Below are 16,096 nucleotides of genomic sequence, written 5' to 3' on the forward strand. Positions count from 1 at the left end.
TTTAGATAATCTTTACCAGAAGTTCTTTCAGTAGGTCTTCCTGAGAATTAACATTGGCCCCTACCCCTTTGGCCTTTAAATCCATTTCTCTTAAAGCTGAAACGATACCACTCACCTTTTTCATAGGATAGTTACGTGCGGCTGTCTGAAATTCGCCCACAAAATAAGGATTAATACGCAAAGCACTTGCTACACTTTTGGGCGAATGATCCTTTAACCCGTGATACTGTAAAAGCTGAGAGAAAAAAGTATGCAACAAAGTAACGGTCAACACAAAAGGGTTGTCTTTTGGATTTTGAGCAAAGTAATTTATAATACGTGTTGCTTTAAGCACATTTCTTTCGCCAATGGCTTTTTTCAGCTCAAAATTGTTATAGTCTTTGCTTATACCAATATGAGCTTCAATTTCGGCAGGCGTAATTTCACTCTGCTTTGGTAATACCAACTGTAACTTTTCTATTTCGTTGTTTATTCTACTTAAATCCGTTCCTAGATATTCAGTAAGTAATATGGCCGCCTTGTGAGAAATACTATATCCTCTACCCTGCAAGTTTTTCCTTATCCAATCGGAAACTTGGTTTTCGTACAGCTTCTTGCTTTCAAAAAGAACACCTGCCTTTTGTACGGATTTATATAATTTTTTCCGCTTGTCCAGTTTCTTATATTTATAACAAACCACCAATACCGTTGTCATTTGGGGGTTATCTACATAAGCCGTTAAATTCTCTATGGTGCGCACAAGATGCTGTGCTTCCTTAACGATAACGACTTGCCGCTCCGCCATCATAGGATACCGCTTTGCATTTGAAACAATATCGTCTATAGTAACGTCCTTACCGTACAGGACCATTTGGTTAAAACCTTTTTCTTCTTCAGCTAGAACATTTTTCTCAATGTACGAGGCAATGGCATCAATATAATAGGGTTCTTCCCCAAATAAAAAATAAATGGGTTTGATCGTACCGTTCTTAATATCGCTAACTATTTGTTTTGCTTCATCCATCCAAAAAAAATCATCAAATTTGCTATATGGAACCCCTTAATTTTCCGGAGTATAAATTCCGTTTCAAAAGTAGCGAAAATAACGTGCTTATTTTTGACAGTATACGCAAAAAATTTGTTGTGCTACAACCAGAAGAATGGGTAAGGCAACACGTTGTTAATCATTTGCTCTTTGAGAAAAAGTATCCTATCAGCCTTATAAACGTTGAAAAACAACTCATTATTAATAATATTAAGAAGAGGTATGACATTGTTGTTTTTAACTCTGACGGAAGTATTCACATTTTAGTGGAATGCAAAGCGCCTAAAATTACCATAGACCAAACTACCTTTGATCAAATAGCACGCTATAACCTGCAACTTAAAGCAGATTACCTAATGGTAACCAACGGGCTCAACCATTTTTATTGTAAAATGGATTTTACTTCAGAAAAATATTCGTTTCTCAGGGATATTCCTGATTTTAGCCGTTAATTTGCCATCGTTTTGCGCATTGCCATAGTCATATTAAACTGGAACGGAGAGGTACTTCTTGAAAGATACCTTCCCTCTGTTATGCAGTATTCTCAGGGAGCTGACGTTTATGTTGTAGATAACGCTTCTACAGATGATTCCGTGGCGTTTATAAAAGCAAACTATCCTACCATACAAATTGTTCAGAACAAAGAAAATGGTGGGTTTACCAAAGGGTATAACATTGGACTAAAAAATATAGATGCTGATGTTTATTGTCTTCTAAACTCCGATGTAGAGGTAACCGAAAATTGGTTGCCCCCAATATTGGAAGTTTTTTCGAAAAACAAGGATGCTGCAATCATACAACCCAAAATTTTGGATATGATGCGTCCGGAATATTTTGAGTATGCCGGAGCGGCAGGAGGTTTTATAGATAAGTTGGGATACCCTTTTTGCAGGGGACGCATATTTCAGGAATTGGAAAAAGACAACGGGCAGTATGATGATGTTTTAGAAATATTTTGGGCCACAGGGGCATGCATGTTCATTAGAAAAGAGGTCTTTTGGTCTGTTAACGGTTTTGATGAACACTATTTTGCCCACCAAGAAGAAATAGATTTATGTTGGAGAGCCAAAAACAAAGGTCACAAGGTATTTTATGTTGGTGCTTCTAAAGTTTATCATTTGGGCGGATCTACTTTAAGCAATATGAACCCAAAAAAAACCTATCTGAACTTTAGAAACTCCCTTTTTTCCATAACAAAGAATTTACCTCGGAAAAAAGCCCTGACTATTATAGGATTTCGTCTCTTACTGGACGGAATTGCAGCATTACGTTTCATTTTTCAGTTTAAGTTTAACCACTGCTTTGCAATTCTAAGAGCTCATTTAAGTTTCTATAGGAATTTTGGAAAGATGTATAAAGTGAGGGAAAAAGCTAATTTTATCCCAAAGTATTACCTTACGAAGTCCATAGTATGGCAGCATTTCGTACATCATGTAAAGAATTTTAACGATTTAGTAAAACATTAACTAATTTTACAAATACTAAATTTGGCGATTATCTAATTTTGTCGCTTATTGACACTAATTAAAATCAAATAACAATCATTAAATACTTAGTAACTCTCATTATGAAAAAATTAATTTTAGGCTGTTTAGGAGTGACCTTGTTGTTGTCTTCATGCGTATCACAAAAGAAGTATTCGGATTTAGAATCAAAACATAAAGAAGCACAAGATCTTTTGAATTCCGCAACGGTTAAATTGAACGATTGTTTAGAGGAAAAGGCAACTGCCAGTTCTCGTCTAAAAACATTACAAGACCAAAATTCATTCTTAAAAGCTAACAACCAAGAGTTGATCAATAATATGGGCAACTTAACTACTCTGACTTCAAAAGGTGCAGAGAACCTTGAGAAGTCTTTGGAAAGCTTAAAAGAAAAGGATCTTACTATTCGTAAATTACAAGACGCAATCACTAGAAGAGATTCTGTAAACCTTTCATTGGTTCAGAGCTTAAAAGGTGTGTTGGGTAACTTAGATGACGAAGACATTGAAATTAGCGTTGAAAAAGGCGTTGTCTTTGTTTCTATCTCAGATAAGTTATTATTCAGCAGCGGTAGCTACAATGTTACTAGCAGAGCTAAGGAAATCCTTGGTAAAGTTGCACAAGTTGTGAACAACAAGCCAGATTTTGAATTTATGGTAGAAGGTCATACTGATGATGTACCTTACGGAAGACACGGTGTTCTTTTAGACAACTGGGATTTAAGTGTTAAGCGTGCTACAGCAGTTGTAAGAATTCTTCAAAATGATTACAATGTTGATCCTAAGCGTATGACAGCGGCCGGTAGATCAGAATATGTTCCTGTTTCTACTACTGAAAAATCAAAGAACAGAAGAACTCGTATTGTTGTTCTTCCTAAAATTGATCAGTTCTACAGCATGATCGAAGAAGGCATGAACGATCCTGCCATCAATAACTAAACAGTTAATATTAGAGATACAAAAACCGCAACTTTAGAAGTTGCGGTTTTTTTTATATCCTTTTTGTAGTTTCGATTAAATATTTAGAAGATATCCAAACTTCCTTTTCCCTCCCTTAAAACAGTAGGTTCCCCGTCTGACAAGTCTATTACCGTAGATGCCACGTTATCTCCATAACCACCGTCAATTACTACATCAACTAAATTATCCCATTTCTCATAAATAAGTTCTGGATCCGTAGTATATTCCAACAAATCGTCATCATCCCTAATAGATGTAGATACAATGGGGTTACCTAGACCTTCTACGAGCGCTTTTGCTATTGAATTATCTGGAACCCTTATACCTACCGTTTTTTTCTTTTTAAAGTCTTTAGGCAGATTAGTATTTCCAGGCAGAATAAATGTGTAGGGGCCCGGAAGCGCTCTTTTCAAAATTTTAAAGGTGGCCGTATCTATTTGTCTGACATAATCGGATAGATTGCTTAAATCAGCACAGATAAAGGACCAATTGGCCTTAGCAAGTTTAATACCTTTAATACGTGCAATTTTCTCCAAGGCCCTAGAATTGGTAATATCACACCCAAGACCATATACTGTATCCGTAGGGTAAATGACCAACCCTCCTTTACGCAAAACATCAACAACCCTCTGTATTTCCTTTGGATTGGGATTTTCCTCATATATTCTTATAAATTCCGCCATAGTCTATCACCTTTCGTTCACTCCGAAATTAATACATTTTTTTTTATCCTATTAGCTATCCTGCTTTACATGAGCGCTCTATTAAAAAGCAGCCAAAATACAGAAAACCGTTGGTCGAATTATTTCAATAAAATCTTTATAACATCGTTCAGGGATTTGACAGATTTACATAAAAAACATAAGTGTATGAAATTTTCCTCCCTAATTGCCCTATCTGCATGTTTTCTGCTATTTTTTGTTTCCTGTTCCAAAGATTCCGATGAGACCGAAGAAACACAATCAAAAAGCGACAAGAATGAACTTCTAGAATTTAGCATAAGTATTCAAGACACAAAAAATCAACTGATAATCAATTCTAACGAAATTCGTCACGCATTCCCTTCTACTGTTGACCTTACGAGTTTAACTCCTGAAATCACCATTTCTGAAAAAGCTACAATTTCCCCGAAATCAGGTGTTGCTCAAGATTTTTCCAAGGAAGTAGTTTATACGGTTACCGCCGAAGACGGGTCTACTAACAGCTACAAGGTTAATCTTAAGAATGAAGACGAAGCAGCAGAAAATACACATGTAGCTTTTAGTTTCACGAATCTGCCTGAAGGTAGAAGTAATTTTAATCATGTTAAACAACCGGAAGCTGAGGCTGACTCTATTCAATTTCGTATTCCGTACCTAAGCAATATTCCTGCGTTGAAGCTTCATCTTAATCTGCCTGAAGGAGCCACTAGTGTTCCTGAGTCTGATGAAACCTTAGATTTTACCAAACCAGTTACTTATACCGTTACTTTTAACTCAGGAGACACTAAAAAATATATTGTTAGCGTAGACAATCGTCTTGATCAGGTTGAATTGCCTCCTTTTAGTATAAATATGTTTGCCGATAAAGCACCTGGCGAAACCATTACTTTTAATGCCTATCCTACTAATCCAGTTTTGGACAGTGTTAAGGTCAATTTGATAAACAGCCATACCCGTGAAAGCATACCGTTAAGTGTTGAAAAAATTGAAAATATATCCTACAAAAGTGATGCCGTCACAGCAAGGTTGCCAGAATCATATTTAAATGGAAGGTATGAGATTGAAATTTTTATAGAACATGATAATAGCACAGAAACCAATGATAGCGACCTTCGTTTTACCAAAGGAACACCTAATTTTAGCTATGCTAGTGTTAACGGCGAATTGGACAGGGTTATAAGCCGACCTGGCGCTCACATTTCTGCAAATTTATACTTAGATCACTCTCGCTTAGAAGAATACACTTTTAGCCTCAAAAAAGATGGTATAGTCTATGAATTTACGAACGCAACTTATAGCTCTGGGTCTGGTAATGAGAGTTTTGTTCTTACCCTTCCTGACTTAGATTCTGCAGATGCTCCCAATGGTATGGATTACAAATTTGCTATTCATCTAGATGGAGAAACATATGAGTACGATCTTATTGACTACTGGGGAGAAGCTATACCAGTGGTTTCCGGAGGAAATCCAAAAAATACATCCATTAATAAAACCATTTACACAAAAGGTGATATGCTAACCGTTACCGGTGAAAACCTATATTTTGAGAATAAGGGGGAATATATATTTAGAGAACTATCTGAAATTGTTTTAATATCTACAGAAGCTAGCGGAAAAGACCTTTTATATCGTTTAGGAACAGAATCAACTAGCGAAAATAGCCTGAGCGTTCGGATTCCGGACGAACTTCAAAGTGGAAGTTATGAACTTAGATTAAGAAATAATCTAATTGGATACAATAACCATAACGATGCTGAGACCGGTATAGAAATTGAAGTATTACAACCTGCATCAACACATCCTACTCTAGTTATTACCGAAGCTATAATAGGGATTAAATCCGATAAAGCATTCTACAAACAAGCAAATATAACGTTCAACCAAAATATTGAAGGGCTCCAGGTTAATGAAATTCTTTTTGTAGAAAACTCATTGAGCGTCAAAAACTTCCTTACCCACCCCAACTCAATAGTTACTGGTCAAATAGAAGATCAATACCTAAGTCAAATGGACGATAAAAGTGATGGTAAGGTCTTGGTTACGGATAATGGAGTAACCTATGAAATCCCTTTCTCAATTGTTTTTCAACATTAACATACCCCATTCACATATACATCCATAACAAATAGAAAAGCCCTAAAAATTGACTTTTAGGGCTTTTTATTTATTCTAAATTACCTCAGGGCATTTAATCTCAAATATCAAAAAATGATTAAAAATCAACCTACCACCTCCAACTTAGCAAAGCGAAGCAACAATTTTTTTATATCTCCTTTTACAAACTGTATTTCAGCTTTTCGGTCATTACCCATTCCTTCAATCTTTAACACTTTACCTTGACCAAAACGCGTATGGTTAACAATACTGCCTTCGGCTAAATTAGGATCTACCGAATTTGTATTGCCAACAGGCGTAGCTAGTTCTGGTTTTAGCTTTCTTAACTTCCTAAGCTGACTTTCATTAGGCCCTTTCCGGCTAGGAGGTGTACCCCCCACAGGTTTAACCTGCCGTAACTTACTTTTGTCAACTTCACCAAAAATATCACTGTCCACCAGAGGTTTATACCTATAACCCGTATCTATTGGAGTAAGGTTTTCTACATATTTCTCATCAATCTCCTCAAGAAAACGGCTTGGTTCCGCATCTATTAATTTCCCCCATCTATATCGGTTCTGTGTATAGGTTAGGTAGGCTTGCTTTTCGGCACGCGTAAGTGCTACATAAAACAACCTTCGCTCCTCCTCTAGCTCACTACGGGTATTCATACTCATACCGGAAGGAAAAAGGTCCTCTTCCATCCCAACTATATATACATACGGGAACTCAAGCCCCTTAGCTAGGTGAATTGTCATTAGGGCCACACGGTCATCATCACCTTTATCATTGTCCAAATCGGTAGCCAAGGCTACGTCCTCTAGAAATTCACTTATACTTCCCGTGGCGTCGGCAATTTCTTTTTGTCCTTCAACAAAATCCTTTATACCGTTCAAAAGCTCTTCTATATTCTCCATCTTACCAATACCTTCCGGCGTCCCGTCCTTTTTAAACTCTAAAAGGAGACCGGACTTTTTAGCAACATGTTCGGCCAGAGCGAAAGCATCGGTGGTTTCGTTCATGATCTGAAAACTTTGAATCATGGTCGTAAAATCCTGAAGCTTTCTTTGCGTACCCGCGTTGATTTTTAAATTAATTTTGTCCAAATTCTGGATTACCTCAAAAATAGACCGGTTGTAATGATTGGCGGCAACGGTCAACTTGTCCAAAGTGGTTTGCCCAATACCTCTTGCCGGAAAATTAATGATTCGCTTAAGAGCTTCCTCATCTTTAGGGTTTATGACTAAACGCAGATAACTTAATACATCCTTGATTTCTTTTCTTTGATAGAATGACAGTCCGCCATAGATACGGTACGGAATATCCCGTTTTCTCAAAGCATCTTCAATAGCCCTGGATTGGGAGTTGGTACGGTAAAGTACCGCAAATTCACCATTACCCAATTGTTCGTTCATCTTATGGTCCCAAATGGAACCTGCCACGAACCTGCCTTCTTCGGCATCCGTAGTACTCCTATGTATTTTTATGCTACCCCCATCGTCATTGGAAGTCCAAACCACTTTTTCTAACTGCTCTTTATTGTTGGCAATAATGGAGTTGGCAGCGTTTACAATATTTCGGGTAGAGCGGTAATTTTGCTCAAGACGGTACATACCCACATTATCATAATCTTTCTGAAAATTAAGGATGTTGCTAATGTTCGCTCCGCGGAAAGAATAAATACTCTGCGCATCATCCCCTACCACACAGATATTATGATAGCGATCTGCAAGAGCCTTTACAATTAAATATTGCGAATGGTTGGTATCTTGGTACTCATCTACCAAAATATACCTGAAACGGTCTTGGTACTTGGCCAAAACCTCTGGAAAACGGTTTAAAAGTTCATTGGTACGGAGTAAAAGGTCATCAAAATCCATTGCACCGGCCTTAAAGCACCGGTCTACATAATTTTGGTATATCTCCCCCATTCTTGGGCGTTTGGCCATAGCATCGGCCTCTACCAAATCTGGGTCGTTTAGATACGCCTTAACCGTAATCAAGCTATTTTTAAAGGAAGATATACGGTTCTGTACTTGTTTGTATTTATAAATATCCTTGTCTAGTCCCATTTCCTTAATAATGGAAGCCAACAAACGCTGTGAATCCTGAGTATCATAAATCGTGAAATTACTTGGAAAGCCAAGTTTGTCCCCATCATACCGTAGCAATTTGGCAAAAACGGAATGAAACGTTCCCATCCAAAGATTTTTGGTCTCCGATCTACCTGCAATTTTAGCGATACGCTCCTTCATTTCACGTGCCGCCTTATTGGTAAAGGTAAGCGCCAAAATATTAAAGGGGTCTACCCCTTGCTGCATTAAATAGGCAATCCTAAAGGTAAGCACCCTTGTTTTACCGGACCCAGCTCCTGCAATAACCATTAATGGCCCATCTTTATGTAGAACCGGTGCTCTTTGGGCATCGTTCAATTCATCTATAAAATTCTTCAATGTACTAGAGTGTTTTTTAGAGTCGTGAATTTAACCATAAATAGGCTTATCCTAAAATGATGTTGATTTCTTTTATAAACAAGAAGTTCTGTTATCTTCTAAAATTGATAAAGACCACATAAGGCATACCCATGTGGTCTTAAAATCATTGCTGCCCCTAAAGGATTGGCAACATTATTTCTTAATGTCTTAGAACTATACGTTGAACCTAAAGTGCATGACATCGCCATCTTTAACGATGTACTCCTTACCTTCAACACGCATTTTACCGGCTTCTTTTACTTTTGCTTCACTACCATACTGTACGTAGTCATTATAGGCAATAACTTCCGCACGAATAAATCCTTTTTCAAAATCGGTATGAATAACACCGGCGGCCTGTGGGGCGGTTGCACCAACAGGAATGGTCCATGCACGAACTTCCTTAACACCCGCGGTAAAATAGGTTTCCAAATTCAGTAACTTATAAGCTCCACGTATTAACTTGGCAGAACCTGGCTCGTCCAACCCAAGGTCTTCTAAAAACATTTGGCGTTCCTCATAGGTTTCCAATTCGGTAATATCCGCCTCTGTTCCTACGGCCAACACAATTACCTCTGCATTTTCTTGGGCAACGGCAGCTTTTACTTTTTCCACATAATCGTTTCCTGTAGCGGCAGCACCCTCGTCTACGTTACAAACGTACATTACGGGCTTGTCCGTTATGAATTGTAATGGCCTTACAAATTCATCCCTTTCATCATCAGATATATCTATGGCCCGTACAGAAGTTCCGGCTTCTAAGCCTTCTTTTAACTTTAAAAGAACAGCTTCTTCCTTTTGCGCTTCTTTATTTCCGGTTTTTGCAGCGCGTTTTACCTTATCTAATTTCTTCTCAACAGTTTCAAGGTCTTTTAACTGCAGCTCCATATCTATGGTTTCCTTATCCCTAATAGGGTCTACGGAACCATCTACATGAACAATATTATCATCGTTAAAACAACGTAATACATGAAGAATAGCATCGGTTTCACGAATGTTTCCTAGAAACTGGTTTCCCAACCCTTCGCCTTTACTTGCTCCTTTTACCAAACCGGCAATATCAACAATTTCTACAGTTGCCGGTAGAACGCGCTCTGGATCTACTAAGGATTCTAATTTCTGTAATCTAGAGTCGGGTACATTTACAACACCTATATTAGGCTCTATAGTACAAAAGGGGAAATTGGCACTTTGTGCCTTAGCGTTGGAGAGACAATTAAAAAGGGTTGATTTTCCTACGTTTGGCAACCCTACTATACCTGCTTTCATGTATTTTAACGTTAAATTTTAGACGCTATGGATTTGTTCGGTCTTTTATTTTTTCTTTTTCAGGATGCAAAGATAACGTATAAAGCCATATATAGACCCCAAAAGTTAAGAAACAAAAAACCCGGACTATGTCCGGGTTTTCATTTACGATCCTAAGACCAATACGTTTTTACGTATTAACCATCTGGGTGCATGAATTTTTGCTTGGCCAAAAGGGTCTCTTCAGACTCTACATGGTCCTCATCCGGCACACAACAGTCTACAGGACATACTGCGGCACATTGGGGTTCTTCATGAAAGCCCATACATTCCGTACATTTATCAGGTGCAATGTAATATATCTCATCACTGATCGGTTCTTGAACTTCATCAGCGTTTACCGCTTTCCCATCAGGAAGCACTACATCGCCCTCTAGAGAAGTTCCGTCATTATAGCGCCATTCATCGGCTCCTTCATAAATTGCAGTATTCGGACATTCCGGCTCGCAAGCTCCACAATTAATACATTCATCCGTTATAACTATTGCCATATTATTCAATTTAAGCTGAACAGGTCTAAAAGCTGTTCGTTATATTTTCATTTCGTATTCAAAAAGAAAAATCAATTCAGTATTCTTACTTTTGCACAAAGGTACTTCGGAATACAATTTTGAACAAATATATGAACGACCATCATAAAACTTTTATTGCATTTGTTAAACTGGGCCACTTTCTTAGAGAGTTTGTTACATTGGAAACACCAAATGACGAATGGTCTCAAAAATTAGCGGACGCCATTGCGCTGTCCAAACATAAAAATGGTTGGTTTACCCGCGAGAACGTAATCCATGCATTGGAAAGCTGGGGGCAACTCTTAACGGAAGAAAAACTTTCCGATTGGTTAAAGCCTTACAACCTGGGCAAAAACAAGCCTAAAAAAGTAGCGCTTATTATGGCAGGTAATATTCCACTGGTTGGTTTTCATGATTTTATGTCCGTTCTAATTACCGGCAATAAAGTCCTTGCTAAATTATCTTCAAATGATAATGTACTTATTTTATTTACAAAGGATTATCTTATTTCAATTGAACCTTTACTTAAAGATTCGATTGAAATTTCAGATGGTAAAATGGAAGGCTTTGATGCCGTTATAGCCACAGGTAGCAACAACACTTCTCGCTATTTTGAGCACTACTTTAGCAAAGTGCCCAATATTATTAGAAAAAACAGAAACTCCATAGCCGTTCTGACAGGAAGGGAATCAAAAGAACAAATCAACGCCCTAGGTGAAGATATTTTTAGGTATTACGGGTTGGGATGCCGCAGTGTTAGCAAAGTTTTTGTGCCCGAAAATTATGATTTTGCTACGCTCTTTGAGGCTGTTTATTCCTATCATCCGATCATAGAGCACGTAAAATATGCCAATAATTATGATTACAATAAAGCAGTTTACCTGATGTCCGAATTTAAAATACTGGACAATGGTTTCCTCATTTTAAAAGAGGACAAGAGTTATAGCTCCCCTATTGCCTCCTTATTTTATGAGCGTTATGACAGTCTATACAATTTAAAAGAACGGTTATCACAAGACACGAACGAGTTACAATGTATTGTAGGCGAAGGTGTTATTGACACTGAAATTGCTTTCGGAAACACTCAACAACCTTCTTTGACAGACTATGCGGACAATGTAGATACTGTTGATTTCTTGTTGAGAACGTAATAGAATTTTTTGTTAATAGGGAGTTACGTTTCCCTTAAATTCAAGACCTTTATCTCTTAATTTTTTACAAACCTTATGAAAAAACATAATTTTAGTGCCGGCCCCTGTATATTACCTCAAGAAGTATTGTTGAAATCTTCTGAAGCATTAATGGATTTTAATGGTTCCGGTCTTTCCCTTATTGAGATATCTCATAGAAGCAAAGACTTTGTAGAAGTAATGGAAAAGGCGCGCAGCTTGGCCCTTGAACTTTTAGGTCTAGAAGGAAAAGGTTATTCCGCTCTTTTTCTTCAAGGAGGTGCCAGTATGGAATTTCTTATGGTTGCCTATAACTTTCTAGAGAACAAAGCGGGATACCTGAATACAGGTACTTGGAGTGAAAAGGCTATTAAGGAAGCTAAAATATTTGGCGATGTTATTGAAGTTGGCTCTTCAAAGGATAAAAACTTTAATTACATTCCCAAAGGATATACGGTGCCTAACGACTTGGATTACCTTCACCTTACCTCCAACAATACCATTTTTGGAACCCAGGTAAAGGAATTTCCAAGAACCAATGTACCGTTGATATGTGATATGAGTTCCGATATCTTTTCTCGTCAACTTGATTTTTCTCAGTTTGATTTGATTTATGCCGGAGCACAAAAAAATATGGGCCCTGCCGGAACAACCCTTGTGGTCGTAAAAGATGATGTACTTGGAAAGGTATCCAGAAAGATTCCTAGCATGCTAGATTACCAAGTGCATATTTCAAAGGATAGTATGTTCAATACCCCACCTGTATTTGCCGTTTACACCTCTATGCTAACATTGGAGTGGCTTAAAAATTTAGGAGGGATATCCGCTATTGAAGAAGTTAACGAAAAGAAAGCTCGGTTACTGTATTCTGAGATTGATTTAAACCCTGTTTTCAACGGGTTTGCCAACAAGGAGGATCGTTCTAACATGAATGCTACCTTCAATTTAGCCGATGATCGATTAAAAGATACTTTTGACGCACTTTGGAAAGAAGCGGGTATTAACGGCCTTAACGGTCACCGTTCAGTTGGTGGGTACAGAGCATCTATGTACAATGCCCTTTCATTGGAAAGCGTAGGCGTGCTTGTAGATGTAATGAGCGAAATGGAAAGAAAAGGGTAACCTGTCCAATTCATTAACCATAAGAATTCGTCCGTTGGCCAACCGCTAACGGACGCTATTTTAATATACTATTGTACTAAATAAATTTTCCGAATAGAATGAAAATACTTGCAAATGACGGATTGGCCCAATCAGGAATAAAAGCGCTTGAAAACTCTGGTTTTGAAGTGATAACTACACGGGTTGCCCAAGAACAGTTACAGAATTTCATAAACGAAAACGGAATAACCGGATTATTAGTAAGAAGTGCTACCCAGGTAAGAAAGGAGCTTATAGATAATTGCCCCAGCCTTAAACTCATTGGAAGAGGCGGTGTTGGCATGGACAACATAGATGTGGTACATGCCAAAGAAAAAGGTTTACACGTAATAAATACCCCTGCAGCCTCATCATCTTCAGTGGCCGAACTGGTTTTTGCCCACCTTTTTGGAGGGGTTCGCTATTTACATGATGCCAACAGAAATATGCCACTTGAAGGAGATAGCAATTTTAAACAACTAAAAAAAACATACGGGTCCGGAACCGAGCTTCGCGGAAAGACTTTAGGTATAATCGGTTTTGGAAGAATTGGCCAAGCAACCGCAAAAATTGCCCTAGGTGTTGGTATGAAAGTTATTTACCACGACCCCAACCTAGATAAAGCTTCAATTGAAGTTCCTTTTTTTGATGGACGATCCATAACTTTTGATTTTGAATCGGAAAGCAAAGAAACGTTGGTTTCCACATCGGACTTTATTACGCTTCACGTGCCCTCACAAAAGAACTATATTTTAGGAAAAGATGAGTTTGAAAAGATGAAACCGGGTGTAGGTATCATAAATGCTGCCCGTGGCGGTGTTCTTGATGAAGTTGCCCTAGTTGATGCCCTAGAGAACGGAAACGTAATTTTTGCGGGGCTTGATGTATACGAATCTGAGCCTAAACCGGAAATTAGAATTCTTATGCACCCCAATATTTCATTAACTCCACATATTGGCGCAGCTACCGGTGAAGCACAAAACCGCATAGGAACGGAATTAGCGGAACAGATTATCACACTTTTAAAGTAGCCTTACTTTATAACCATATCAAAACCTCGTTGAGCAGATAGTTGCACAACGAGGTTTTTTGTTTTTTATATCTGCACACAAACTTGTTTCGTTTTAATTAAAAAATTTACATAAAAACATATAACAAACTGTAAGTTAGCAACGTAACACTAAATCAATTTGTTTTTTTATTGCGCTATTAAGCGGTTCTTTTTTAATAGCTTCTCCGTTTTGACCGAATCTTTTTTGTAAATTGTTGTCCAATTATAAAACACTAAACATTATGTCAGGATTATTAGACCTACTAGGCAGCCCAATGGGCAAACAATTAATAAGTGGTGTAGCTGGCCAGACCGGTAATTCTACCGATCAAACCGGAAGCGTATTAAGCATGGCCTTGCCTATCTTAATGGGTGCAATGAAGAAAAATGCAGCAACACCAGAAGGAGCCCAAGGGCTAATGAGTGCTTTATCAGGAAAACATGACGGTAGCATCTTGGATAACCTAGGCGGACTTTTTAACGGAGGAGTTGACCAATCCGTTATGGATGACGGCGCTGGAATACTAGGTCACGTTTTAGGCGGAAAACAGGCTACCGTAGAAAATGCACTAAGTCAGAAATCAGGAATGGATGCAGGTTCTATTTCTACCATATTAAAAGTAGCGGCCCCTATTCTTTTAGGATATTTGGGCAAGCAAACCAAAGAACAAAATGTTAGCGACTCTAACGGAATAGGTAATCTTCTTGGCGGTCTTATGGGTGGCGGCGATTCCGGCAACCAACAACAATCCCTTATAGAATCTTTCTTGGATTCAGATGGAGACGGCAGCATTCTTGATGACGTAGCCTCTATGGCCCTTGGCGGTAACAAAGGAGGTATTGGCGGTCTTCTAGGGGGCTTATTTGGCAAATAGAATCCTGATTACAAAATAGTATACCTAAGCCGCTTGTTGATTCAAGCGGCTTTTTTTTGTAAATTGGAATAACAGGTCTCAATAGCTATGAAAATGAAAAGAATATATACCATATGCAGTGCAATCGTGCTTGTAGCGACTGTAATAGCCAGTAGTTGTTCCAGTACAAAAGAAACGGTTACTATTTCGGAAGATGAAAAATCAGCTTTTCATCAAAAAGAGGGAGATACCGTAAAAATTGCGAGTGATGAAACGGAGTACGAAATAATAATTATTGAGCCAGGCTTTAATTTTTGGCTCCAAAGCATAGCCAGACCCCGTAATTTCTATTCGCAATCGTATATGGAGAACCGAAATCAAATTTTTGTCACCAATTATAACCAAAGAGTGATGCAACCTTTAAGATATAACCACGACCTTTATGAACTGCAAATTAACTATGACCCCCACACGGACTATGGTTATGAGGTAAACTACAAACTTTACAACTACTTCATTTATTTTCAACGAAAATACAATCAACGCTTAGGACCTTTTGTACCCCGCATATAAAAAGTATATTTGCCGAATTCAATAATTACCATGCAGAAATTAAAAGAGCGCTGGGACGTTACCAGCAATTTTCAGTTGATTATCATCTTTATCGTTTTCGCCATTACCGGCTCTTCTTCCGTATATGTAGCAAAACCCTTTTTAAATTTAATTGGCTTACATCAAGCAAATTTCTCCGATTCTTGGTGGGGAAGCACACTTTATTGGATTTTACGAATTCTACTTATTTTCCCCTTTTATCAAGTGTTATTGGTAATTTATGGCTGGTTGTTCGGGCAATTTAAGTTTTTTTGGGCCTTTGAAAAAAAGATGCTTAAGAGAATTGGGCTTGGTTTTCTATTTTAAATAGTTTTGTTAGGTCTTATTTAACACTCAGTTCTACTTCTTTTAGTATTTTTGCGCCGTGAAGAGTTCAGTATTTAAATATTTCTCTGTACTTGTATTGTTTAGCCTTATACTTGTTAAGGTTACTTCTTTTCACGTCTACGTTCACCAAGATGACCCGGCCGATACTATAGAAAACTGTAGTATTTGCGATGTGGCCATTCAGAATCAAAATTCTGAATTCACTTTCGCCCCCACTTTCTTGGTACTGATTCTTTTACCCCTCATCATTCATACAGATAAAAAAATTTCGTCTTTAGTTTCTTCTAAGACTTCTTCATTTTACGTTCCGTATACCCGTTTTGGCAGGCCTCCTCCTTGTCAAGGCTAAACGCCACATCCTTACAAAACAAATCGATTTATAGTCTG

Annotated in this window: 16 protein-coding genes; 11 read left to right on the forward strand and 5 right to left on the reverse strand. The window is 38.0% G+C overall.

Features of this window, described 5'->3' with window-relative positions; translation table 11 throughout:
* Position 1: 1 nt before the first annotated feature.
* Positions 2-1,003 carry a DNA polymerase III subunit delta gene (gene holA, locus H9565_RS13850; protein WP_215440484.1) on the reverse strand — a complete coding sequence of 334 codons (1,002 nt, stop codon included), beginning with the start codon at positions 1,001-1,003 and terminating at the stop codon, positions 2-4.
* Positions 1,004-1,029: 26 nt separating this feature from the next.
* Between holA and H9565_RS13855 the strand changes: the two genes are divergently transcribed.
* From H9565_RS13855 to H9565_RS13865, 3 genes are all read left to right on the forward strand, one after another.
* Positions 1,030-1,476, forward strand: a complete 447-nt coding sequence (locus H9565_RS13855) for a type I restriction enzyme HsdR N-terminal domain-containing protein (RefSeq protein ID WP_215440485.1) — start codon at positions 1,030-1,032, stop codon at positions 1,474-1,476.
* A gap of 12 nt (positions 1,477-1,488) precedes the next feature.
* Positions 1,489-2,490 carry a glycosyltransferase family 2 protein gene (locus H9565_RS13860; RefSeq protein ID WP_215440486.1) on the forward strand — a complete coding sequence of 334 codons (1,002 nt, stop codon included), beginning with the start codon at positions 1,489-1,491 and terminating at the stop codon, positions 2,488-2,490.
* A gap of 101 nt (positions 2,491-2,591) precedes the next feature.
* Positions 2,592-3,446, forward strand: a complete 855-nt coding sequence (locus H9565_RS13865; RefSeq protein ID WP_215440487.1) for an OmpA/MotB family protein — start codon at positions 2,592-2,594, stop codon at positions 3,444-3,446.
* Between the two features lie 83 nt (positions 3,447-3,529).
* Here the strand turns inward: H9565_RS13865 and H9565_RS13870 are convergent, their stop codons facing one another.
* On the reverse strand, positions 3,530-4,150 hold the full coding sequence (locus H9565_RS13870) for an L-threonylcarbamoyladenylate synthase (RefSeq protein ID WP_215440488.1): 621 nt from the start codon (positions 4,148-4,150) through the stop codon (positions 3,530-3,532).
* A gap of 186 nt (positions 4,151-4,336) precedes the next feature.
* Between H9565_RS13870 and H9565_RS13875 the strand changes: the two genes are divergently transcribed.
* Complete coding sequence (locus H9565_RS13875; protein ID WP_215440491.1) at positions 4,337-6,262, forward strand: DUF5018 domain-containing protein; 1,926 nt, start codon at positions 4,337-4,339, stop codon at positions 6,260-6,262.
* Between the two features lie 125 nt (positions 6,263-6,387).
* Here H9565_RS13875 and H9565_RS13880 read toward each other — a convergent pair whose 3' ends face one another.
* From H9565_RS13880 to H9565_RS13890, 3 genes are all read right to left on the reverse strand, one after another.
* On the reverse strand, positions 6,388-8,715 hold the full coding sequence (locus H9565_RS13880) for an ATP-dependent helicase (RefSeq protein ID WP_215440493.1): 2,328 nt from the start codon (positions 8,713-8,715) through the stop codon (positions 6,388-6,390).
* Between the two features lie 195 nt (positions 8,716-8,910).
* Positions 8,911-10,005, reverse strand: a complete 1,095-nt coding sequence (gene ychF / locus H9565_RS13885) for a redox-regulated ATPase YchF (protein WP_215440495.1) — start codon at positions 10,003-10,005, stop codon at positions 8,911-8,913.
* Positions 10,006-10,181: 176 nt separating this feature from the next.
* On the reverse strand, positions 10,182-10,535 hold the full coding sequence (locus H9565_RS13890) for a 4Fe-4S dicluster domain-containing protein (RefSeq protein ID WP_215440497.1): 354 nt from the start codon (positions 10,533-10,535) through the stop codon (positions 10,182-10,184).
* Positions 10,536-10,666: 131 nt separating this feature from the next.
* Between H9565_RS13890 and H9565_RS13895 the strand changes: the two genes are divergently transcribed.
* From H9565_RS13895 to H9565_RS13925, 7 genes are all read left to right on the forward strand, one after another.
* Positions 10,667-11,707, forward strand: a complete 1,041-nt coding sequence (locus tag H9565_RS13895) for an acyl-CoA reductase (RefSeq protein ID WP_215440499.1) — start codon at positions 10,667-10,669, stop codon at positions 11,705-11,707.
* A gap of 75 nt (positions 11,708-11,782) precedes the next feature.
* Positions 11,783-12,847, forward strand: a complete 1,065-nt coding sequence (serC, locus tag H9565_RS13900) for a 3-phosphoserine/phosphohydroxythreonine transaminase (protein ID WP_215440501.1) — start codon at positions 11,783-11,785, stop codon at positions 12,845-12,847.
* 98 nt (positions 12,848-12,945) lie between these two features.
* Positions 12,946-13,896: a D-2-hydroxyacid dehydrogenase gene (locus tag H9565_RS13905; protein WP_215440502.1), complete on the forward strand. Its 951-nt coding sequence runs from the start codon at positions 12,946-12,948 to the stop codon at positions 13,894-13,896.
* A 262-nt stretch (positions 13,897-14,158) separates the two neighbouring features.
* Entirely contained in the window at positions 14,159-14,791 is a 633-nt protein-coding gene (locus H9565_RS13910) for a DUF937 domain-containing protein (protein ID WP_215440504.1), read from the forward strand.
* A 93-nt stretch (positions 14,792-14,884) separates the two neighbouring features.
* Positions 14,885-15,343 carry a DUF6146 family protein gene (locus H9565_RS13915; protein WP_215440506.1) on the forward strand — a complete coding sequence of 153 codons (459 nt, stop codon included), beginning with the start codon at positions 14,885-14,887 and terminating at the stop codon, positions 15,341-15,343.
* A gap of 30 nt (positions 15,344-15,373) precedes the next feature.
* Positions 15,374-15,688, forward strand: coding sequence for a DUF6787 family protein (locus tag H9565_RS13920; RefSeq protein ID WP_215440508.1), 315 nt, complete (start codon positions 15,374-15,376; stop codon positions 15,686-15,688).
* A 58-nt stretch (positions 15,689-15,746) separates the two neighbouring features.
* Complete coding sequence (locus H9565_RS13925; protein ID WP_215440510.1) at positions 15,747-16,058, forward strand: hypothetical protein; 312 nt, start codon at positions 15,747-15,749, stop codon at positions 16,056-16,058.
* Positions 16,059-16,096: the final 38 nt, after the last annotated feature.

The organism is Zobellia russellii, assembly GCF_018728565.1.
GTDB lineage: Bacteria > Bacteroidota > Bacteroidia > Flavobacteriales > Flavobacteriaceae > Zobellia > Zobellia russellii.

Excerpts from the sequence above, each read along its gene's own strand:
- holA (WP_215440484.1), bottom strand. The coding sequence starts at position 1,003 with ATGGATGAAGCAAAACAAATAGTTAGCGATATTAAGAACGGTACGATC.
- H9565_RS13855 (WP_215440485.1), top strand. The coding sequence starts at position 1,030 with ATGGAACCCCTTAATTTTCCGGAGTATAAATTCCGTTTCAAAAGTAGC.
- H9565_RS13865 (WP_215440487.1), top strand. The coding sequence starts at position 2,592 with ATGAAAAAATTAATTTTAGGCTGTTTAGGAGTGACCTTGTTGTTGTCT.
- H9565_RS13870 (WP_215440488.1), bottom strand. The coding sequence starts at position 4,150 with ATGGCGGAATTTATAAGAATATATGAGGAAAATCCCAATCCAAAGGAA.
- H9565_RS13875 (WP_215440491.1), top strand. The coding sequence starts at position 4,337 with ATGAAATTTTCCTCCCTAATTGCCCTATCTGCATGTTTTCTGCTATTT.
- ychF (WP_215440495.1), bottom strand. The coding sequence starts at position 10,005 with ATGAAAGCAGGTATAGTAGGGTTGCCAAACGTAGGAAAATCAACCCTT.
- H9565_RS13890 (WP_215440497.1), bottom strand. The coding sequence starts at position 10,535 with ATGGCAATAGTTATAACGGATGAATGTATTAATTGTGGAGCTTGCGAG.
- H9565_RS13895 (WP_215440499.1), top strand. The coding sequence starts at position 10,667 with ATGAACGACCATCATAAAACTTTTATTGCATTTGTTAAACTGGGCCAC.
- serC (WP_215440501.1), top strand. The coding sequence starts at position 11,783 with ATGAAAAAACATAATTTTAGTGCCGGCCCCTGTATATTACCTCAAGAA.
- H9565_RS13905 (WP_215440502.1), top strand. The coding sequence starts at position 12,946 with ATGAAAATACTTGCAAATGACGGATTGGCCCAATCAGGAATAAAAGCG.
- H9565_RS13910 (WP_215440504.1), top strand. The coding sequence starts at position 14,159 with ATGTCAGGATTATTAGACCTACTAGGCAGCCCAATGGGCAAACAATTA.
- H9565_RS13915 (WP_215440506.1), top strand. The coding sequence starts at position 14,885 with ATGAAAAGAATATATACCATATGCAGTGCAATCGTGCTTGTAGCGACT.
- H9565_RS13920 (WP_215440508.1), top strand. The coding sequence starts at position 15,374 with ATGCAGAAATTAAAAGAGCGCTGGGACGTTACCAGCAATTTTCAGTTG.